The following is a 21,374-nucleotide window of genomic DNA, read 5'->3' as shown; positions in this document are numbered from 1 at the left end:
AAAAAAGCGCTTATAATGTGAACAGTTTTCCCCTTTCAACCTTGCCTTCCGCTTAACTCGTTCTTTTATCTGGAAATCTAAAAATTTTGATGCGTCTGCTGAAGTTATTTTGCTGGTCTTGTGTCGCCGTTTTTTGTGGACTATTACTCAGTCTCAGCGGCGCGTTCCTCTATCTGAGCCCCAGCCTGCCATCAGTCGAATCGCTTCGTAGCATCCAGCTGCAGATCCCCCTGCGGGTTTACAGCAGCGACGCCAAACTGATCGCCGAATTCGGTGAAATGCGCCGCTCGCCCATCGACTTCACCGACATCCCCACAGACTTTACCAACGCCCTGCTTGCGGCCGAAGACGATAACTTCGCCAATCATTATGGCGTTGATGTCACCAGTCTGCTGCGCGCCGCCACACAAATATTGAAAAGCGGGCAAATCCAGTCGGGCGGCAGCACCATCACCATGCAGGTGGCAAAGAATTTCTTCCTCACCAGCGAGCGAAGCTTTTCCCGAAAAATCAATGAAATACTTCTAGCGCTGCAGATCGAGCGAGAGCTGAGCAAGAACGAGATCCTTGAGCTATACGTCAACAAGATCTATCTCGGCAACCGCGCATATGGAATCGAAGCCGCTGCCCAGGTTTACTATGGCAAATCGATCCGCGAGCTAAGCCTGTCACAGATGGCGATGATCGCCGGCCTGCCGAAAGCGCCCTCACGCTTCAACCCACTGATCAATCCGGCCCGCAGCAAGGAACGCCGTGACTGGATTCTCGGGCGCATGCAGATGCTCGGAAAAATTGACCAGCAACGCTACGAAGACGCTCTGGCCGAGCCCATCAACGCCAGCTACCACGTGCCCACTCCAGAAATCGCCGCTCCTTATGTGGCGGAGATGGCTCGCGCGGAAATGGTTGGACGTTATGGTAGCGAGGCCTACACCGAAGGCTTCAATGTCACCACGACGATCCCCAGCGACCTACAGGAGGCGGCCAATACCGCCGTACGCGAAGGCTTGATCAGCTACGACCAGCGGCACGGCTATCGCGGTCCTGAAAGCCGCCTACCGGGCCTGACCAAGGAAACCTGGCTTACCGAACTGGCCAAAAAGACCTCGTCGAGCGAACTTGAACCTGCGATCGTCACTCAAGTAGAGAAAAGCGGAATACTCGTACTCACTCGCAACGGCACCGAAGAAGCAGTCGCCTGGGACAGCATGAAATGGGCTCGCCCTTTTCTCAACACCAACAGCCTCGGTCCGCGCCCGCAGCAGCCCAGTGACGTAGCCCAGATCGGCGACCTGATACGCGTGCAGCGCCAGGACGACGGCAGCCTACGCTTTGTCCAATTGCCGATCGCGCAGAGCGCACTGGTTTCGCTTGATCCACAAAACGGAGCCATCCGCGCACTGGTGGGCGGGTTCTCTTTCGAGCAAAGCAACTACAACCGCGCCGCCCAGGCCAAGCGCCAACCCGGCTCAAGCTTCAAGCCGTTCATCTACAGTGCCGCGCTCGACAGTGGCTACACTGCCGCGACCCTGGTGAACGATGCCCCTATCGTGCTCGTTGACGACTACCTCAACCAGGTCTGGCGCCCGAAAAACGACAACAACACCTTTCTCGGCCCCATCCGCCTACGCGAAGCACTCTATAAATCACGCAACCTGGTCTCGATCCGCCTCCTGCAAGCCATCGGCATTGAATATGCGCTGAACTATGTCAGCCGCTTCGGTTTCAACAAGCAGGACTTGCCTCGTAACCTGTCCATGGCCCTGGGCACTGCAAACCTGACACCGCTTGAGGTCGCCGCCGGCTGGAGCACGTTCGCCAACGGCGGCTACAAAACCCAGCCGTACCTGATCCAACGAATCGACAGCCGCCACGGCGAACCCTTGTTTATCGCCAACCCGCCCACAATAGCGCGCAACGACTCGCCCGCAGACACTGGCGCCCAGACGCCTACAAGCGACAATGGCGAGCCTGACCACACCCAGCAACTCGCAGCAGCGCCCGTGGCCGCCGAGCGGATCATCGACGAACGCACCGCGTACATCATGACCAGCATGCTGCAGGACGTGATCAAGCGCGGGACGGGACGCCGGGCCTTGGCGCTCGGTCGCGATGATTTGGCAGGAAAGACCGGTACCACCAACGAATCAAAGGACAGCTGGTTCTCTGGCTACAATGCCGACTACGTCACGACCGTCTGGGCCGGCTTTGATCAACCCGAAAGCCTGGGTCGACGCGAGTATGGTGGCACCGTGGCCCTGCCGATCTGGATGAGCTACATGGCAGCCGCCTTAAAAGATCGCCCCAGCCACACTCCTGCGGAGCCTCCCGGCATACTGACGCTGCGTATCGACCCTTACAGCGGTCGCGCCGCTCTGCCTGGCACAGCAAACGCCTACTTCGAGCTGTTCAAAAGCGAAGACTCGCCACCGTCCATGAGCGAACTGGATCCGAGCCTGGGCATTCCCGGAAGCCCGCTACCCGCCGACGAGTCGGCGCCGATCGACTTGTTCTAGACAGAACGCGATCCTCCCTAGCCCTGTACACAAAGACACCGTGCATAAAAAAACCCGCCGAGGCGGGTTTTTTTATGCAGCCGGCGTTAGCCGTTAAACACTTCATCCACCGACTTCAGTGGATAGTGTTTCGGATACGGCAGGGTTGCCACGCCACTCTCGATAGCCGCCTTGGCTACCGCGTCGCACACAACGGTGATCAGCCGTGCATCCATTGGTTTCGGAATGATGTACTCACGCCCGAACGAAAGCTCAATGCCACCGTAGGCGTCACAGACTTCCTGCGGCACCGGCAACTTGGCCAGATCGCGCAGCGCCAGGGCGGCGGCGATCTTCATTTCCTCGTTGATGCGAGTGGCGCGAACGTCCAGTGCACCGCGGAAGATAAACGGGAAGCCAAGCACATTATTGACCTGGTTCGGGTAATCCGAACGCCCGGTGGCCATGATCACATCATTGCGCGCGGCATGGGCCAGTTCCGGCTTGATTTCCGGATCGGGGTTGGAGCAGGCGAACACGATTGGGTTGGCCGCCATGCGCATGAGATCTTCCTGCCCTAGCAGGTTGGCGCCAGACAGGCCGACGAACACATCGGCACCCTCGAGGGCATCAGACATGGTGCGCTTGTCGGTTTCGCTGGCGAACACCGCCTTGTACTGATTCAGGTCATCGCGTCCGGCGTGAATCACGCCCTTACGGTCGATCATGAAGATGTTCTCGACCTTGGCACCCATGCTTACCAGCAACTTCATGCAGGAAATCGCAGCGGCGCCTGCACCGAGGCAAACGATCTTGGCCTGCTCCAGCGTCTTGCCGGCGATTTCCAAGGCATTGAGCATGCCGGCCGCTGTGACGATAGCGGTACCATGCTGGTCATCGTGGAATACCGGAATGTCGCACTGCTCGATCAGCGCGCGCTCGATTTCGAAGCACTCAGGGGCTTTGATGTCTTCCAGGTTGATACCACCAAAGGTGATCGAGATGCGCTTAACTGTATCGATAAAAGCCTGCGGGCTTTCCGAGTCGACTTCGATGTCGAATACGTCGATGCCGGCAAAACGCTTGAATAGCACGCCCTTGCCTTCCATCACCGGCTTGGAGGCCAGTGGACCGAGGTTTCCCAGCCCGAGAATCGCAGTACCATCGGAAATCACGGCAACCAAATTGCCCTTACCGGTGTACTGGTACGCCAGCTCAGGATCACGCGCGATTTCACGCACAGGCTCTGCAACACCCGGGCTGTAGGCCAGCGACAGATCGCGAGCAGTCGCGGTGGGCTTGGTCAGCTCGACACTCAGCTTCCCCGGACGGGGCTTGGCATGATATTCGAGAGCGGCGGTTTTCAGATCAGACATAGTGGCATTTCCGCTTTTTTGGCTGTTGAACAGGCAGGCGGCCGAGGATACGCAAGTTGTATACATCTGCACAAGACTGCTGAGCCAGGCGGGGCGCCGGTAACTAGCGCACAACTTTGAGCCAGTCTCCTGGACGCGGCTCGCCTGCGGGGTAGAGATCATTGAGCAGACGTAAACTCGCTTGCGCGTCACCCGGCAACTTACTTTGCCTAGCCAGGGCCGCCATGGTTTGCCCGCTTTTCGCCTTGACCAGATGCAGCCGCAGCGGCTCTGCGAGCTTGCGTTCAGCTGTTGTCAGCGAGCGGAAACTCTTGATTACCCGGAGGAGCTGAGCATCCTGGCTTTCTAACGCAGCCTGCCCTTTCACCGCAGCAACGAACAGGTAGGCACGCGCTCCCTGCTGCACGACTGCCACCCGCTTTGCCGCACGGCCAGGGATTATCGCGGTATAGCCCTGCACGCCGGCCTGCTGGAACGCTGCCTCGGCGACCAGGCGCTGCTCGCCGACACGCTGACGCAGCAGCTCGGCTGGGGACAAGTTTTTCGGGTTGGCGGCCAGGGTCATGGCGATGAACGCCTGCTGGTCGGAGCTATGACCGATCAGCGCGTCCGAGCGATTGACGATATCCCAACCCTCGGGAAATTTAAGAGTAAAGCCCAGCTCTGCATGATAGAACTGCTGGCCGCGGCGCACCCCAGTGGCCTCGGAGCCACCGAACGGCAAACCTTGCAGATGCCTGAGAAACACCTCGCGATTGACCTCTTGCTGACCGTTAGCCAACGCCTGGGCAGGTCCCACCACCTGCTGTAAGCGCCGATCATTGTCCGGATGAGTATCGAACAATCCGTGGTAGCCGCCGGGCGCTTGCGCCTGCCCGCGCTTGGCCGCCTGATCGCGGGCAAAGTCTTCCTGGTTCTTCAGAACCTTGACCACCTCAATCATCGCCTGCGGGTCGTAACCGCCGCGAGCCAGGTACTGCGCACCCAGGCCGTCGGCCTCAAGCTCCATGTCGCGCCCGTAACCGCGCACGAAAGCGGAGCCGAGGGCGCTGGTCAGGTCCCCTGCGGCGCCTACACCAGTCCCTATCGCCACCGCTTGCCCGAGGATGCCCCAGGCGCTCGACTGACTCTGTTGGCGCACACTGTGCCGTGCGGTGACGTGACCGACTTCGTGACCGAGGACGGCGGCCAGTTCGGCCTCCGAATTGAGGTAGGCGAGTAGCCCGCGATGGATGTAGATATACCCGCCTGGCAAGGCGAAGGCGTTGATTTCCGGGCTGTCCACTACGGTGAACTGGTAAGCCAGCTGGCTACGGTGACTACTCTTGGCCACGCGCTCACCGACTTGCTGTACATAAGCCTGCAGTTTTTCGTCGGCGTAGCGCGGATATTGCTTGAGGATTTCCTGGTTGTAGCGACGTCCGAGATCCAGCTCCTGCTGCTCGCTCATCATCACGAAATCGTTGCGCCCGGTGGCGGGGTTCACCGCGCAACCAGCCATTTGCGCCAGTACCAGCAGTAACGCAACCAAGTAACCTAAGTTCATGGCACTACCTCCAACATGGCCCCATGGTTCAGCGACAACATCCAACGGGCCTGTCCTGGTTTTACGCCGCCACGCCGCGAGCGGTCAACCACCCATCCCCGCACCTCGACGCGTGACCCGACCAGCGCACGCAACGCCCCCAGGTCGAATGCACCCAGCGACTGCGGCGCCACACGCACCACCAGGGAGTCGCCCAGCTCCAGCCAAACCCCGCCACGATTGCGCTCGACCCGCTCGACCTGCCCCCGAACCAGGGCAAAGCCGCCACGCCTTAGCTGTCCCGGGGTTTGCACCGGGGACTGCCGCCATAGCCCCAGGCCCGCCTGTCGCGCACTGCGCTCGGCGAGTAGCTGACACTCGACCAACGCCACATTCGGTGCAATCGCCACCAGGTAGCCCAGACCTTCCGCCAGCAGCTGCGCCTCAAGGTTACGCCCGCGAGCGTCGTAGAGGTGCGCCAGCGTACGTCCGTAGCGATCCTTTGTCTCACGACCGAGCTGCACACTGACGCGCCCATCACTGGCCGCGACCAGCTCACGCAAGCGGCGCCGCGCGGCCTCGGCAAACGGCTCGGCAGAGCGCCCGTTACGCCCCAACTCAGGAGCATTCAGGCCGATCAGGCGCACCTTGCGGCCATCCACCAAGCGTAAGGTGTCGCCATCCACCACATGCTGCACCTTGACGCTCGGCACCTTGCCGGGCGCCGGACAAAACGCCTGCGCAGGCGCCAGGTACAGCACGAAAACGAAAAAGGCGCCCACTAGGGACGCCTTTTTCAATATCACCGAGAAGCCCATCAGGCCTTCCGGGACGACAAAGCCAATTAGGCCTTGGAGCCGAACACACCAAAACGCTGCTTGAACTTGTCTACGCGACCGCCCGCATCCAGCACTTTCTGCTTGCCGGTGTAGAACGGGTGGCACTCGTTGCACACGTCCAGGCTCAGTGGCTTGGCCAGGGTGGAACGAGTTTCGATCACATTGCCGCAGCTGCAGGTGGCGGTGATGACTTCGTAGGTAGGGTGGATATCGGCTTTCATGGTGTATTCCTCAGAATTTTGTGCCGCCACCCAACCCAATGTCAGGTACCGCACGGAAATAGGCCGCGGATCATACCAGACCACTTGCCCGATGCAAGCGGCCCTCGCCGCCGGCCGTCGCATGCCTGCATGCTAAGATCGCGCCTCCTTCGACCGGAGCCCATCGCGTGCCCGACCCCATTCTGCGCCTCGCCCTGCCCTCGCCACTGCGCCGCCTGTTCGACTATCGGGCGCCGCCCGGCGTGCCGCGCAGCGCCTTGCAACCTGGCGCGCGCCTGCGCGTACCCTTTGGCCGGCGCGAACTGATCGGCATCCTGATCGAGGTGACCGATCACAGCGAGGTGCCTGCGGACAAGCTCAAGCCCGCCCTGCAGCTGCTTGACGCTCAATCGCCGCTGCCGCCTGCGCTGTTCAAGCTGTGCCTGTGGACTGCGCAATATTACCAGCACAGCCTCGGTGACACCCTCAGCTGGGCCCTGCCGGTACTGCTGCGCCAGGGCGAGCCGGCCGAGGTGCGCCAGGAGCGTTTCTGGTCCATAGCCCCGGGCGCACAACTGGACGACCCGCGCCTAAGCCGCGCGCCGCGCCAGCGCGATGCACTGAAGACACTCGCGCAACACCCCCACGGTGTCGCCCACTCGCTGCTGAGCACGTTGCAGTTGAGCAAGGACAGCCTCGACCTGCTGCACGAGAAAGGGCTGGTGCATGTCAATATACGCCGGCATGCCGCCAGCGCACGCCACGCCAACTGGCTGGCGCAACCGGAGCTGCCGCTCAATCCCGAACAGAGGGCTGCCGCCGAAGCGGTGCGCACCGGCTTTGGCAGTTTCAATGCCTTCCTCCTCGCCGGCGTCACTGGCAGTGGCAAGACCGAGGTCTACCTGCAGTTGATCCGCGAAACCCTGGAAGCTGGCAAGCAGGCGCTGGTGCTGATTCCCGAAATCAACCTGGGCCCGCAGACCCTGGCGCGCTTCGAGCAGCGTTTCAATGCACGGATCGCCCTGCTGCACTCGGCGGTAAACGACCGCGAGCGCCTGGAGGCCTGGCTGGCCGCTCGCGATGGCGAGGCCGACATCATCATCGGCACCCGCTCGGCGCTGTTCACTCCGATGCAGCGCCCTGGGCTGATCATCATCGATGAGGAGCATGACGCCTCCTATAAACAGCAGGAAGGCTTGCGCTATCACGCCCGCGATCTGGCCGTGGTGCGCGCTCATCAGGAAAACATCCCGATCCTGCTCGGCTCCGCCACGCCGTCGCTGGAAAGCCTGCACAACGCCCACAGTGGCCGCTATGCCTTGCTGCACCTGCGCGAGCGGGCCGGCGGCGCCAAGCAGCCGCGCTTTCTGCGCCTGGATGTGAAGAGCCGACCGCTCGACTCCGGGATCTCCGGCCCCATGCAGCAAGCCATCGGCCAGACTTTGGCGGCCGGTCAGCAGGTCCTGGTATTTCTCAACCGCCGCGGCTTCGCCCCGACCCTGCTGTGCCACGACTGCGGCTGGCTATCGGAATGCCCGCGCTGTGATGCACGGATGACCGTGCATCAGCGCTCGCATGAATTACGCTGCCACCACTGCGGCCATGTCGAGCGCCAGCCGAGCAACTGCCCGAAGTGCGCCAAGGTCGATCTGCGCCCGGTCGGTGCCGGCACCGAACGCGCCGAGGAGCGCCTGGCGATTCTCTTCCCGAAGGTGCCGGTGCTGCGCGTGGACCGTGACAGCACCTCGCGCAAGGAGGCGATGAACAACCTGCTCAGCACCATCCAGCGCGGCGAGCCCTGCATCCTGGTCGGCACCCAGATGCTCGCCAAGGGCCATCACTTCCCGCGCGTCACCCTGGTGGCGATTCTGGATGCCGACGGCGGATTGTTTTCCGCGGACTTCCGCGCCAGCGAGCGCATGGCCCAACTGATCGTTCAGGTCGCCGGGCGGGCCGGGCGCGCCGAGGAGCCCGGCAAGGTGATCATCCAGAGTCATCTGGCCGACCATCCACTATTGGTCCAGCTGACCGAGCAGGGCTACTTCGCCTTTGCCGAGCAGGCCCTCAGCGAGCGCCGCGGTGCCGGCCTGCCGCCTTTTTGCCACCTCGCCCTGCTGCGCGCCGAAGCGCACAAACCCGGCCAGGCCGAGGGCTTTCTCGACCACGCCTGCACGGAAGCGGAACTGCTGCTGGACGAACTGAAACTCAGCGGCATCGAACTGCTCGGCCCGGTACCGGCGCCCATGGAGCGGCGCGCCGGCCGTTATCGGGCTCAACTGCTGGTGCAAGGCGAAACCCGAGCGGCCCTGCATCGGCTGTTGAACAGCTGGACCGCGGCACTGGAACAAATGCCCAGCGGCCGCGCGGTACGCTGGTCGCTGGATGTCGACCCGATCGACTTGTTTTAGCTCATACCAGCTAAGATGTTGACCCCGCTGCTGCCGTGCTTCATCACGTACCGACAGCGTTCGACATCAACCGACTGCCGACTGCCGCTTGAAGCGAGCCCCGCCGCGCACCGATAATGCGCAGTTTTCCACTAGCGCTTCGGCGCGTCCCGCCTCCGCGGCCGAACGAGCAGACCATGAAAGACAGCATTCGCCACCTGATCCAGCAAGCCCTGACCCGCCTGACCACCGAAGGCGTGCTACCTGCCGGCCTCAGCCCGGTGATTCAGGTGGAGAACACCAAGGACAAGAGCCACGGCGACTTCGCCAGTAATATCGCCATGATGCTGGCCAAACCGGCTGGCATGAAACCGCGCGACCTCGCCGAGAAACTGATCGCCGCGCTGCCCGCCGACGCGCAGATCAGCAAGGTGGCCATCGCCGGCCCAGGCTTCCTGAATTTCTTCCAGAACAGTGAGGCGCTGGCCGGGCGGCTGCAAGTCGCACTGGCCGACGCCCAGCTCGGCGTACGCAAAGCCGGCAGTCCGCAGACCGTGGTGATCGACCTGTCCTCGCCGAACCTGGCCAAGGAAATGCACGTCGGCCACCTGCGCTCGACCATCATTGGTGACGCCGTCGCGCGGGTGCTGGAGTTTCTCGGCGACCAGGTCATCCGGCAGAACCACGTGGGCGACTGGGGCACCCAGTTCGGCATGCTGCTGGCCTTTATGGAAGCCAACCCGGAGGCCGCCGACAGCGAGCTGGCCGATCTGGAGGGTTTCTACCGCGCGGCGAAGAAGTGCTTCGACGACTCCGCCGATTTCGCCGAACGCGCCCGCGAGCTGGTGGTGCAACTACAAGCCGGCGAGCCGGCGTGCATGCGCCTGTGGCACCGTTTCAACGACATTTCCCTGTCGCACTGCCAGAAGGCCTATGACCGCCTCGGCGTGAAACTCAGCCCCGCCGACGTCAAGGGCGAGAGCGCCTACAACGCCGAACTGCCGGGCATCATCACCGCTCTGCGCAACAAGGGCCTGCTCAGCGAGAGCAATGGCGCGCAATGCGTATTCATGGACGAGTTCAAGAATGCCGAAGGCAATCCGCTACCGGTGATCGTGCAGAAAGCCGGCGGTGGCTACCTGTATTCGACCACCGACCTGGCCGCCATGCGCTACCGCAGCCAGACGCTGAAGGCCGACCGCGCGCTGTACTTCGTCGACCAACGCCAGGCCCTGCATTTCCAGATGGCCTTCGAGGTCGCCCGACGCGCCGGCTTCGTTCACACCGACATGCAGCTCGAACACATGGGCTTTGGCACCATGAACGGCGCCGACGGCCGTCCATTCAAGACCCGAGACGGCGGTACGGTGAAGCTCATCGACCTGCTCGACGAAGCCGAGGAACGCGCCTACACCCTGGTCAAGGCGAAAAACCCGGATCTCGCCGAGGACGAACTGCGCCGCATCGCCCACGCCGTCGGCATCGGCGCGGTCAAGTACGCTGACCTGTCCAAACACCGCACCAGCGACTACAGCTTCAACTTCGAGCAGATGCTCAGCTTCGAGGGCAATACCGCGCCCTACCTGCTGTACGCCTACACCCGCGTGGCCAGCGTGTTCCGCAAGCTGGGCCAGGGCTACGAGCAGGCAACCGGCCCGTTGAGTCTGCAGGCCCCCCAGGAAATCGACCTGGCCGGCAAGCTGGCGCAGTTCGGCGAGGTGCTCAACGGCGTCGCCGAGAAAGGCGTGCCGCACCTGCTGTGCGCCTACCTATACGACCTGGCCGGGCTGTTCTCCAGTTTCTACGAGCACTGCCCGATCCTCGCCGCCGAGGACCAGGCGACCCAGCAGAGCCGCCTGTGCCTGGCAGCCCTGACCGGGCGCACACTCAAGCAAGGCCTGGAACTGCTCGGCCTGGAAACCCTGGAGCGCATGTAAATGGCCGCCGCCCGCAAGAAGCCCGCCACCAAACGTGGCGCCAGCCGCTACAAGGCGCCGGCGAAGAGGCCCGTGCCGGCCTGGATCTGGCTGGCCTGCGGGTTGACCATCGGCGGTTTCATGATGTTCCTGTTCAGCCTCGAACCCGGCCGCGACGAGATCAAGCGCAGCAAGGCCGAACAGGCGCGCGCCGGCCAGGCGGACAAAACTGCGAGCAAACCGCCCGCAAAGCCCGCACCGGCCACACCCAAATATGACTTCTACACCTTGCTGCCCGAGTCGGAAGTCATCATGCCGTCGCAACCCGTCGCCCCCCCTGCGGAGCCGTCGACGCCGCAACCGGTCAGCCCCGAAGAGGCGGCCAAGATCGACGCGGCGCGTGCCCTGACCGCCCTCAGCGGCCAGACTCCGCCACCCCCACCGGTGGTGGCGCAGGCTCCGAGCAGCACTCAATTCTTCCTTCAGGCCGGCTCGTTCCGCCGCCAGGACGATGCGGAAACCCTGCGCGCGCAGATCATCTTGCTCGGCCAGAGCGCTCGCATTGAACCCAGTACGGTGCGCAAGGAAACCTGGCACCGGGTACTGGTCGGCCCTTTCGCCAACCGCGAGCAGCTGGCTCAGTCGCAAAAAGCCCTGGCCGCCAACGGCTTCAGCAACCTGCTGCTGCAACAGCGACCCAGCCGTTAACCCCGCCCCACGGCCCGCCATGCGGGTCAGATTGCGCGCCACCCAGCACCGCGCCGGTAATCTGCTGTTACAGCCACGCCGGTGCCATTCGGCCGAGAATTAGCCGCCGCCGGTTGAAAAGCACCCACGCCCCCCCCATTTGAGTTTGCATTGGGCATTTTCGCCCCGCTGCGTGGAGACTCTCCCTTGACCACCATCGTTTCAGTACGTCGCCACGGCAAAGTCGTCATGGGCGGCGACGGCCAGGTTTCCCTCGGCAACACCGTGATGAAAGGCAACGCGAAGAAGGTTCGCCGCCTCTATCACGGCCAGGTCCTCGCCGGTTTCGCCGGTGCCACTGCGGATGCCTTCACCCTGTTTGAACGCTTCGAGGGCAAGCTGGAAAAACACCAGGGCCATCTGGTGCGCGCCGCTGTCGAGCTGGCCAAGGACTGGCGCACCGACCGCTCGCTGAGCCGCCTGGAAGCCATGCTCGCCGTGGCCAACAAGGACGCCTCGCTGATCATCACCGGCAACGGCGATGTCGTCGAGCCCGAGCACGGCCTGATCGCCATGGGTTCCGGTGGCGGTTTCGCCCAGGCCGCGGCGCTGGCCCTGCTGCAGAACACCGAGCAGATGTCCGCCCACGAAATCGCGGAAAAGGCGCTGAACATTGCCGCGTCCATCTGTGTCTTTACCAATCAGAATCTGACTATCGAGGAACTGGACTCGGCTATTTAACCAGTCGTCGTCTATTTCGGAGCCGCCCATGTCCATGACCCCCCGCGAAATCGTTCACGAACTCAGCCGCCACATCATCGGCCAGGACGACGCCAAGCGCGCCGTCGCCATCGCCCTACGTAACCGCTGGCGGCGCATGCAACTGCCCGCCGAGCTGCGAGCCGAAGTCACCCCGAAGAACATCCTGATGATCGGCCCCACCGGCGTCGGCAAAACCGAAATTGCCCGACGCCTGGCCAAGCTGGCCAATGCGCCCTTCCTCAAGGTCGAAGCGACCAAGTTTACCGAAGTCGGCTACGTCGGCCGCGACGTCGAGTCGATCATCCGTGACCTGGCCGATGCAGCGGTGAAGATGTTGCGCGAGCAGGAGATGGTCAAGGTCCGCCACCGCGCAGAAGATGCTGCCGAAGAGCGAATCCTCGATGCCCTGCTGCCGCCGGCACGTGCCGGTTTCAATGAGGACCCGGTACCGACCGGTGACTCCAACACTCGCCAGCTGTTCCGCAAGCGCCTGCGCGAAGGTCAGCTGGATGACAAGGAGATCGACATCGAAGTGGCCGATAGCCCGGCCGGCATCGAAATCATGACCCCACCGGGCATGGAGGAGATGACCAATCAGCTGCAGAGCCTGTTTTCCAACATGGGCAAGGGCAAGAAGAAGAGCCGCACGCTCAAGGTCAAGGAGGCACTCAAGCTGGTACGCGACGAGGAAGCCGCGCGCCTGGTCAACGAGGAGGAACTGAAAGCCCGCGCCCTGGAAGCCGTGGAGCAACACGGCATCGTCTTCATCGATGAGATCGACAAGGTCGCCAAGCGCGGCAATACCAGCGGCGCCGACGTCTCCCGCGAGGGCGTGCAGCGCGACCTGCTGCCGCTGATCGAGGGCTGCACGGTGAATACCAAGCTGGGCATGGTCAAGACCGACCACATCCTGTTCATCGCCTCGGGCGCCTTCCATCTGAGCAAGCCGAGCGACCTGGTGCCGGAACTGCAAGGCCGCCTGCCGATCCGCGTCGAACTCAAGGCGCTGAGCCCGGAAGACTTCGAGCGTATCCTCACCGAGCCGCATGCCTCCCTGACCGAGCAATACGCTGCCCTGCTCAACACCGAAGGCCTGGCTATCGAGTTCGCTGCGGATGGCATCAAACGCCTCGCCGAGATCGCCTGGCAGGTCAACGAGAAGACCGAGAACATCGGCGCGCGCCGCCTGCACACCCTGCTCGAACGCCTGCTCGAAGAGGTTTCCTTCAGCGCCGGCGACCTGGCAGCCCAGCATAACGACCAGCCGATCCGCATCGACGCGACGTACGTCAACAGTCACCTCGGCGAACTGGCTGAAGACGAAGACCTGTCGCGCTATATTCTCTGATAGAGCAACCCACGCCGCCCGGAGAGCCTCCGGGCGGCACACAGGTCAAGCACAATGCCGAAAATCCCCAGCGCCATCGAATTGCATAAAGCTTCGAAAACCCTGACCCTAGCCTATGGTGACGAGCGCTATACCCTGCCTGCCGAATTCCTGCGCGTGCACTCCCCCTCTGCCGAAGTGCAAGGCCACGGCAAGCCCATCCTGCAATTCGGCAAACTGCATGTCGGCCTGAGCAGTATCGAGCCGGCGGGCAACTACGCCCTAAAACTGTGCTTCGACGACGGCCACGACAGCGGCTTGTTCACCTGGGACTATCTCTATGAGCTGGCGACCCAGCAGGAAACCCTGTGGACCGACTACCTAAGCGCCCTCGCCGCCGCTGGCAAAACCCGTGACCCGGAGCAGTCCGTGGTCAAACTGATGCTCTAGCATGAGCCCCGCGCCCGGTTAGAGCGCATTTTCTAATCCTTCTCGGCATACTCCCCCCACATTTGGCCCCTATCGCGACCAGCTTGCGTTAATTGACGAACTCGGGTAACCAAGGAACTGGCAAGTTCCCTGCATTTGGCCATCAAGTCGTTGATACATGTAGCGCGTGAACGTCAGGCAAGACGCAGTCAGAGAAAACGCACTTGCGCACCCTCAGGCTGACCTCAACTCCTATAGCCGAACGCCGCAGTGTTTCAATGACCTGATATGCCAGCTGCATAGATAGATGCGGAGTTGATCCGCACCCGGTAACCCGAGCAATACCAGGCCCCAGCCCTGTGTCGCCGCGCACAGCAGTAACGACGGTATTCGCCTCAGGACAATGGAGCGTCGTAGATGACTGATAAAAGTACTGATGACCTGAAACGTCAGGCGTCTGAAAGCACCCTCGGCCTTAACCCGGTCGTCGGCATTCGCGGTAAAGACCTGCTGACCTCGGCACGCATGGTGCTCACCCAAGCCATCAAACAACCCTTGCACAGCGCCAAGCACATCGCCCATTTCGGTATGGAACTGAAGAACGTGCTGCTCGGTCAATCCGAGCTGCAACCCGAACCCGGTGACCGCCGCTTCGCCGATCCGGCCTGGAGCCAGAACCCGCTGTACAAGCGCTATCTGCAGACCTATCTATCCTGGCGCACGGAATTGCACGACTGGATCGAGCACAGCAACCTGTCGGAACAGGATGCCAGTCGCGGCCATTTCGTCATCAACCTGATGACCGAAGCCATGGCGCCGAGCAACAGCATGGCCAACCCTGCCGCAGTCAAACGCTTCTTCGAAACCGGCGGCAAGAGCCTGCTCGATGGCCTGTCCCATCTGGCCAAGGACATGGTCAATAACGGCGGCATGCCGAGCCAGGTCAACATGGACGCCTTCGAAGTCGGCAAGAACCTGGGCACCAGCGAAGGCTCTGTGGTGTTCCGTAATGACCTGCTGGAACTGATCCAATACCGCCCGAGCACCGAACAGGTGCATGAACGTCCATTGCTGGTGGTACCGCCGCAGATCAACAAGTTCTATATCTTCGACTTGTCGGCAGAGAAGAGCGTGGCGCGCTTTCTGCTGCGTAACGGCATACAGACCTTCGTGGTCAGCTGGCGTAACCCGACCAAGGCGCAGCGCGAGTGGGGCCTGTCGAGCTATATCGAAGCGCTGAAGGAAGCCATCGACGCAGTTCTGGCGATCACCGGCAGCAAAGACCTGAACATGCTCGGCGCCTGCTCTGGCGGCCTGACCACCGCCTCGCTGCTCGGCCATTACGCCGCGCTCGGCGAACAGAAGGTACACGCCCTGACCCTGCTGGTCAGCGTTCTGGATACTCAGCTGGATACCCAAGTTGCACTGTTCGCCGACGAGAAAACCCTGGAAGCAGCCAAACGACGCTCTTATCAATCAGGGGTACTGGAAGGCAGCGACATGGCCAAGGTGTTCGCCTGGATGCGCCCAAATGACCTGATCTGGAACTACTGGGTCAACAACTACCTGCTCGGCAACGAGCCGCCCGTCTTCGATATCCTCTACTGGAACAACGACACGACTCGCTTGCCCGCAGCGCTACACGGCGAGTTCATCGAGATGTTCAAGACCAACCCGCTGACCCGCGCCAATGCCCTCGAAGTATGCGGCACGCCCATCGACCTCAACCAAGTCACCTGCGACTTGTTCTGCCTCGCGGGCACCACCGATCACATCACGCCGTGGGAGTCCTGCTACAAGTCGGCACACCTGTTCGGCGGCAAATGCGAATTCGTGCTGTCCAACAGTGGGCATATCCAGAGCATCCTCAACCCGCCTGGCAACCCCAAGGCACGCTACATGACCAATACGGACATGCCGCTCGACCCGAAGGCCTGGCAGGAAGGCTCGACCAAGCACGCCGATTCCTGGTGGCTGCACTGGCAGGCCTGGCTTGGCGAACGCTCCGGCAAGACCAAGAAGGCGCCGACCAGCCTCGGCAACAAACGCTATCCCGCTGGCGAGGCCGCGCCGGGAACTTATGTCCACGAACGCTGAACAGCGCGCACTGGGCAACACTGCTAACGGCACCGGGACGTGCCGTTCGCCTACCCGGCCAACGCTGTCGGGTTGGTGAACCAGGTTTACCTGGAGGTTTTGGGAGCGGCCGGGACAGCCTGACTCAGCATTTAAATTGATAGGGCTTCTGCGCATGCCGTTACCATTCGTATTTCGTACCATCGAACTGGATGGCCAGACCATCCGTACCGCCGTTCGTCCCGGCAACGGGCTGATGGTGCCGCTGCTGATTTTCAATGGCATCGGCGCCAACCTGGAACTGGTCATGCCCTTCGTCCGGGCGCTCGACCCGGACCTCGAAGTGATCGCCTTCGACGTGCCCGGCGTCGGCGGTTCCTCGACCCCCAGCACGCCCTACCGCTTCCCCGGCCTGGCCAAGCTGGCGGCGCGTATGCTCGATTACCTGGATTACGGCCAGGTCAACGCCATTGGCGTGTCGTGGGGCGGCGCTCTGGCGCAACAATTCGCCCACGACTATCCAGAACGCTGCAAGAAACTGGTGCTGGCCGCCACGTCGGCCGGCGCGGTGATGGTTCCAGGCAAGCCAAAAGTGCTCTGGCGCATGGCCAGTCCACGGCGTTATATCCAACCATCCTACGGCGTACAGATCGCTCCGGACATTTATGGTGGGGCCTTCCGTCGCGACCCAAAACTGGCCTTGGCGCATGCCAGCAAGGTGCGTTCCGGGGGTAAGATGGGTTACTACTGGCAACTGTTCGCCGGCCTCGGCTGGACCAGCATCCACTGGTTACACAAGATCCGCCAACCGACTCTGGTGCTGGCCGGCGACGACGACCCGCTGATCCCGCTGATCAACATGCGTTTGCTGGCCTGGCGAATCCCCAATACCGAGCTGCACGTAATCGACGATGGCCACCTGTTCCTGGTGACCCGTGCCGAAGCAGTGGCGCCCATCATCATGAAGTTCCTCGCCGAGGAGCGCCAGCCCGCGGTGATGCATCCGCAAACGTCGCCCTCTCGCAGTTATTGAGCCGCACCACTGTAGCGCCCGACCTGCATATTCGCCCTACTTTAGGGCAGGTTTAACTACTTGAAGTTCTGCACAACACTGTCTGTAATGGACTGGCTGCGAGCCCTGGCATAAGCCTTGCTGCAGGCCCGTAGACCTTGAGTCTCAATGGTTTAACGACGGAGTGTTACCCAATGCGAGACAAGCCACCTACTGGCTCTTTACCCGTCCCGGCCAACTTCATGAATGTCCAAAGCGCCATGGTCGGAATGCGCGGCCGCGATCTATTTTCCACCGTACGCAGTCTGGCGCTGAATGGCCTCAAACACCCGCTGCTCAGCGCCCGCCATACCCTGGCCCTGGGCGGCCAGTTAGGCCGCGTACTGCTCGGCGACACACTGCATAAGATTAATCCGCAGGACGCCCGCTTCGCCGACCCGACCTGGCAACTCAATCCATTTTACCGGCGCAGTCTGCAGGCCTACCTGGTCTGGCAAAAACAGCTGAACCTGTGGATCGACGAAAGCGATCTACCTGCCGACGATCTCGCCCGCGCGCGCTTTGTCTCGGCGTTGCTCAGCGACGCGCTGTCGCCCTCTAACAGCCCGCTCAATCCACTGGCGCTCAAAGAGCTGTTCAACAGCGGCGGCAGCAGCCTGTTCAAAGGTCTGGGCCAACTGTTCGACGACCTGCTGCACAACGATGGTTTGCCCAGGCAAGTCAGCAAACAGGCCTTCGAGGTCGGCCGCAATCTAGCCACCACACCCGGCGCAGTTGTATTTCGCAACGAGATGCTGGAGCTGATCCAGTACAGCCCGATGAGCGAAAAACAGTACGCCCGGCCCCTGTTGATCGTTCCACCGCAAATCAACAAGTTCTATATCTTCGACCTGGCTAGCGATAAGAGCTTCGTCCAGTACGCCCTGAAGAACGGCTTACAGACATTTATCATCAGCTGGCGCAACCCCGATGCGCGACATCGCGAGTGGGGCCTGTCGAGCTATGTGCAGGCCCTGGAAGAAGCCATGAACGCATGCCGCTCGATCACCAACAGCAAGGACGTCAACCTGCTGGGCGTCTGCGCCGGCGGCCTGACCATCGCTGCCTTGCAAGGCTACCTGCAAGCCAAACGACAGCTGCGCAAAGTCGCCAGCGCAACCTACATGGTCAGCCTGCTGGACAGCCAGCTCGACAGTCCGGCCATGCTCTTCGCCGACGAAAAGACCCTGGAAACAGCCAAGCGCCGCTCTTATCAACGGGGCGTCCTGGACGGCCGCGACATGGCCAAGGTGTTCGCCTGGATGCGCCCGAATGACCTGATCTGGAATTACTGGGTCAATAACTACCTGCTCGGCAAACAACCGCCGGCCTTCGACATTCTCTACTGGAACAACGACAACACCCGCCTGCCGGCTGCGCTGCATGGCGACCTGATCGATTTTTTCAAATACAACCCGCTGAACCATGCCGGCGGCCTGGAAGTCTGCGGCACCCCAATTGATCCGAAAAAAATCACCATAGACAGCTTCAGCGTGGCCGGTATCAACGACCACATCACCCCCTGGGACGCGGTGTACCGCTCGGCCCTGCTGCTCGGCGGCAACAAGCGTTTCATCCTGTCCAATAGCGGACATATCCAGAGCATCCTCAACCCGCCTGGCAATCCCAAAGCCAACTACTACGAATGCAACAAACTCAGCTCAGACCCGCGCGCGTGGTACCACGACGCCAAACACGTGCAAGGCAGCTGGTGGCCGCAATGGCTGAGCTGGGCTCAAGAGCGCTCCGGCGAGCAGCGCGACACTTTGCCAGCCCTCGGCAGCGAGAAACACCCAGCGATGGAAGCGGCTCCCGGTACCTACGTGCATGTACGCTGAATGCCTGCACTCGCCCAATAACTGCCGGCCGCTTTCCGGCCAGTTACCTCCCTTTTTCCGTGGTCAGAATAAGCGCCCATGAAAACCCGCGAGCGTATCCTTGAATGTGCCCTGGCGCTGTTCAATCAGCAGGGCGAACCAAACGTCCCCACTCTGGAGATCGCCAACGAACTGGGGATCAGCCCTGGCAATCTGTACTACCACTTCCACGGCAAGGAACCACTGATTCTCGGGCTGTTCGAACGCTTCCAGGCAGAACTGGCGCCGCTGCTCGACCCACCCGCCGATGCGCGTCTGGATGCGGAAGACTACTGGCTGTTCCTGCACCTGATCGTCGAGCGTATGGCGCACTACCGCTTCCTGTTTCAGGACCTGTCCAACCTGGCTGGACGCTTGCCGAAGCTGGCACGTGGCATCAGCCATTGGCTGAATGCGCTGAAACGCACGCTGGCGTCATTGCTGGCCCGCTTGAAAGCGGAAAACCAGTTGGTCAGCGACACCCAGGCCCTAGGACAACTGGTCGAGCAGATCACCCTGACCCTGCTGTTTTCACTCGACTACCAACGCATTCTCGGCAGTCAGGGCGAAAGCCGCCTGGTGGTCTACCAGGTGATGATGCTGGTGGCTCCGCACCTGACAGCTGACTCACGCTTCGCTGCCGAACATCTGGCGCAACGCTATCTGCAAAGCTGAGTGAGCGCTGAAACGCAAACGCCCGACACTGGGCCGGGCGTTGCGATGACTTGCAGCCTTAGGACTGGCTGACAGGCGTTACTGGTGCAGCCGGTGCGGCAGCTGATGCCGAAGTTGGGACTGGAGCCGTCGACGTCTCAGGCGCAGCCGGTTTGGCAGCAGCAGGCTTAGCTGTTACTGGCTTGGCCGCCGCTGGTTTTTTCACCACTGGTTTTTTCGCCGCAGCAGGTTTGCCGGTCGGCTTGACCGCTGGCTTAGCGGCCGCCTTGGTGACGGGCTTAGCAGCGGCTTTGGCAGCAGGCTTGGCGACAGTCTTCGACAGCGGCTTGGCCGCAGCTTTTGCTGCTGGCTTCGCGGCCGGCTTAACCGACTTCACCGACACACCAGTGAGCTGCTCGATCTGCTTGGTCAGACTTTCGACCTTGGCATTGAGCGCCTTCACTTCGTTGCGGCTCGGCACGCCGAGACGCGAGATGGCATTGTTCAAGCGCTTGTCGAAGGCCTCTTCCAGCTCGCCCCACTTGCCCATGGCGCGGTCTTTGACTTCATCGACCCGGGACTTGGCAGTACCAACTTTAGTGTCAACCGTGGCTTTCACCGCGTCGACCTGCTTATCGACTTCACTCTTGGCCAGCTTCTCGGCTTTCTCGCCGTCCTTGACCAGGGTGTCGAACAGCTTGGTGCCGTCCTTGCTGACTTTGGAGTACGCGCCAAGGCCTGCCAACCAGATCTGACGCGAGTACTTTTCAACCTCGCCGATCCAGGAGCTGGTCTGCTTTTCAGATTTCTTTTTGACAGCCATTCTGCTCTCCTTATTTGCTACGTGCGGCATGCTCGAGCAACGCGCTCAACGCATCCAGCTTAGCAGACAGTGCGTCAACATCTTGTTTGGACGGGATGCCAATACGGTTGAGGCCGCTGGCCACTCGGGCATCGAATGCCTTCTCGATCTTGTCGAGTTGCACATCGACTTTACCCCGCACGCTGCTCTTCACGCTGTCGATCTGGCTGTTGGCCGCATCGACTTGTTCGGTGACCAGTTGCTTACCTTGTTTTTCAACGGTTTCGCCGGTCTTGATCAGCTCTTTGAAATATTCGCTGCCTTCATGCCCGGCCTTGGCGTAGGCACCCAGGCCTGCCAGCCAAATTTTGCGGGCGTAGACTTTAACGTCGGCCAAACGGGTAGCTTTGTCTTCGGCTTCGACTTTCTTCTTAACGGCAACTTTCGACATGGTGCACCTCACGCGCAGTGGTTTGAGGAAACGCCCACGGAGTGCAGGCTTGAGTGCACGGTATCGAGGAAAATTAGAAACCGCATACTAGGCGCAAAGAATTTGCAAATAGTTGACCTCAGCCGATCAGACTTTTATCCAGCGCCGCCTCGATCTCACGTTTGATACTGCTGCTCATCGGCGACAGCAGCAGGCCTAGATTGAGCCGCACAGACACACGGTCTTCACCTACTTCGATGCTGCCATCGGCGCCGCTGCGCTTGAACTCCAGAGTGTCGCCATTCCAGCGATAGCGCACGTCATATTGGCTCGCAAGCCGCTCGGCCAGCTTCTCGGCTTTTTCCCGGGCGGCCTCACGACCGAGGGAATGAGGACGCTCTACATTGATTTTGGCCATGGGTTTTCTCCTCACTGCGACCTTAAGTCGCGTGACTATAACAGTCCGCCGCAGGCTCTCGCCCGGTGCCCAGGCGTGCATGCCAAGACAAAGGGGGGCTGCAGGTTTAGAATGGCCGCCACTTTGATACAGCCTCTCTGTTTG

The 21,374-nt window shown here is 61.5% G+C and carries 18 protein-coding genes; 11 read left to right on the top strand and 7 right to left on the bottom strand.

The annotated features are described in order from the left end of the window. Nucleotides 1–89: 89 nt before the first annotated feature. Entirely contained in the window at nt 90–2,516 is a 2,427-nt protein-coding gene (locus tag TMS3_RS05255) for a penicillin-binding protein 1A (protein ID WP_407691596.1), read from the top strand. 86 nt (nt 2,517–2,602) lie between these two features. Here the strand turns inward: TMS3_RS05255 and TMS3_RS05250 are convergent, their stop codons facing one another. From TMS3_RS05250 to rpmE, 4 genes are all read right to left on the bottom strand, one after another. Next, complete coding sequence (locus tag TMS3_RS05250) at nt 2,603–3,871, bottom strand: malic enzyme-like NAD(P)-binding protein (RefSeq protein WP_025164205.1); 1,269 nt, start codon at nt 3,869–3,871, stop codon at nt 2,603–2,605. Between the two features lie 103 nt (nt 3,872–3,974). Continuing rightward, nucleotides 3,975–5,417, bottom strand: coding sequence for a M48 family metalloprotease (locus TMS3_RS05245; RefSeq protein ID WP_025164204.1), 1,443 nt, complete (start codon nt 5,415–5,417; stop codon nt 3,975–3,977). Further along, nucleotides 5,414–6,214 carry a thermonuclease family protein gene (locus TMS3_RS05240; RefSeq protein WP_025164203.1) on the bottom strand — a complete coding sequence of 267 codons (801 nt, stop codon included), beginning with the start codon at nt 6,212–6,214 and terminating at the stop codon, nt 5,414–5,416. The genes TMS3_RS05245 and TMS3_RS05240 overlap by 4 nt, the downstream gene beginning before the upstream one ends. A 26-nt stretch (nt 6,215–6,240) precedes the next feature. Beyond that, nucleotides 6,241–6,456: a 50S ribosomal protein L31 gene (gene rpmE / locus TMS3_RS05235; RefSeq protein ID WP_025164202.1), complete on the bottom strand. Its 216-nt coding sequence runs from the start codon at nt 6,454–6,456 to the stop codon at nt 6,241–6,243. A gap of 167 nt (nt 6,457–6,623) precedes the next feature. Between rpmE and TMS3_RS05230 the strand changes: the two genes are divergently transcribed. From TMS3_RS05230 to TMS3_RS05185, 10 genes are all read left to right on the top strand, one after another. Next, entirely contained in the window at nt 6,624–8,843 is a 2,220-nt protein-coding gene (locus TMS3_RS05230; protein WP_025164201.1) for a primosomal protein N', read from the top strand. 176 nt (nt 8,844–9,019) lie between these two features. After that, nucleotides 9,020–10,759 (top strand): arginine--tRNA ligase, encoded by a 1,740-nt coding sequence (gene argS / locus TMS3_RS05225; RefSeq protein WP_025164200.1) that lies wholly within the window; start codon nt 9,020–9,022, stop codon nt 10,757–10,759. Next, complete coding sequence (locus TMS3_RS05220) at nt 10,760–11,446, top strand: SPOR domain-containing protein (RefSeq protein WP_025164199.1); 687 nt, start codon at nt 10,760–10,762, stop codon at nt 11,444–11,446. 186 nt (nt 11,447–11,632) lie between these two features. After that, a complete protein-coding gene (gene hslV / locus TMS3_RS05215) occupies nt 11,633–12,166 on the top strand; it encodes an ATP-dependent protease subunit HslV (RefSeq protein ID WP_025164198.1) in 534 nt (177 codons plus the stop codon). Nucleotides 12,167–12,194: 28 nt separating this feature from the next. Continuing rightward, nucleotides 12,195–13,535 carry an HslU--HslV peptidase ATPase subunit gene (gene hslU / locus TMS3_RS05210; protein ID WP_025164197.1) on the top strand — a complete coding sequence of 447 codons (1,341 nt, stop codon included), beginning with the start codon at nt 12,195–12,197 and terminating at the stop codon, nt 13,533–13,535. Nucleotides 13,536–13,589: 54 nt separating this feature from the next. Further along, nucleotides 13,590–13,964, top strand: a complete 375-nt coding sequence (locus TMS3_RS05205; protein WP_025164196.1) for a gamma-butyrobetaine hydroxylase-like domain-containing protein — start codon at nt 13,590–13,592, stop codon at nt 13,962–13,964. 396 nt (nt 13,965–14,360) lie between these two features. Further along, a complete protein-coding gene (gene phaC, locus TMS3_RS05200; protein ID WP_025164195.1) occupies nt 14,361–16,040 on the top strand; it encodes a class II poly(R)-hydroxyalkanoic acid synthase in 1,680 nt (559 codons plus the stop codon). Nucleotides 16,041–16,194: 154 nt separating this feature from the next. Further along, nucleotides 16,195–17,052, top strand: a complete 858-nt coding sequence (gene phaZ / locus TMS3_RS05195; RefSeq protein WP_025164194.1) for a poly(3-hydroxyalkanoate) depolymerase — start codon at nt 16,195–16,197, stop codon at nt 17,050–17,052. Between the two features lie 173 nt (nt 17,053–17,225). Beyond that, on the top strand, nt 17,226–18,908 hold the full coding sequence (gene phaC, locus TMS3_RS05190) for a class II poly(R)-hydroxyalkanoic acid synthase (RefSeq protein ID WP_025164193.1): 1,683 nt from the start codon (nt 17,226–17,228) through the stop codon (nt 18,906–18,908). Between the two features lie 78 nt (nt 18,909–18,986). Continuing rightward, on the top strand, nt 18,987–19,601 hold the full coding sequence (locus TMS3_RS05185) for a TetR/AcrR family transcriptional regulator (protein WP_025164192.1): 615 nt from the start codon (nt 18,987–18,989) through the stop codon (nt 19,599–19,601). A gap of 58 nt (nt 19,602–19,659) precedes the next feature. On the opposite strand, the gene TMS3_RS05180 is transcribed toward TMS3_RS05185, so the two are convergent. From TMS3_RS05180 to TMS3_RS05170, 3 genes are all read right to left on the bottom strand, one after another. After that, nucleotides 19,660–20,403, bottom strand: coding sequence for a phasin family protein (locus TMS3_RS05180; protein WP_025164191.1), 744 nt, complete (start codon nt 20,401–20,403; stop codon nt 19,660–19,662). A gap of 10 nt (nt 20,404–20,413) precedes the next feature. Next, nucleotides 20,414–20,833, bottom strand: a complete 420-nt coding sequence (locus tag TMS3_RS05175; protein ID WP_025164190.1) for a phasin family protein — start codon at nt 20,831–20,833, stop codon at nt 20,414–20,416. A 118-nt stretch (nt 20,834–20,951) separates the two neighbouring features. Beyond that, nucleotides 20,952–21,230: a polyhydroxyalkanoic acid system family protein gene (locus tag TMS3_RS05170; RefSeq protein ID WP_025164189.1), complete on the bottom strand. Its 279-nt coding sequence runs from the start codon at nt 21,228–21,230 to the stop codon at nt 20,952–20,954. Nucleotides 21,231–21,374: the final 144 nt, after the last annotated feature.

Source organism: Pseudomonas taeanensis MS-3, assembly GCF_000498575.2.
Lineage (GTDB): Bacteria > Pseudomonadota > Gammaproteobacteria > Pseudomonadales > Pseudomonadaceae > Aquipseudomonas > Aquipseudomonas taeanensis.
This window is presented reverse-complemented; position numbering and strand designations above follow the sequence as displayed.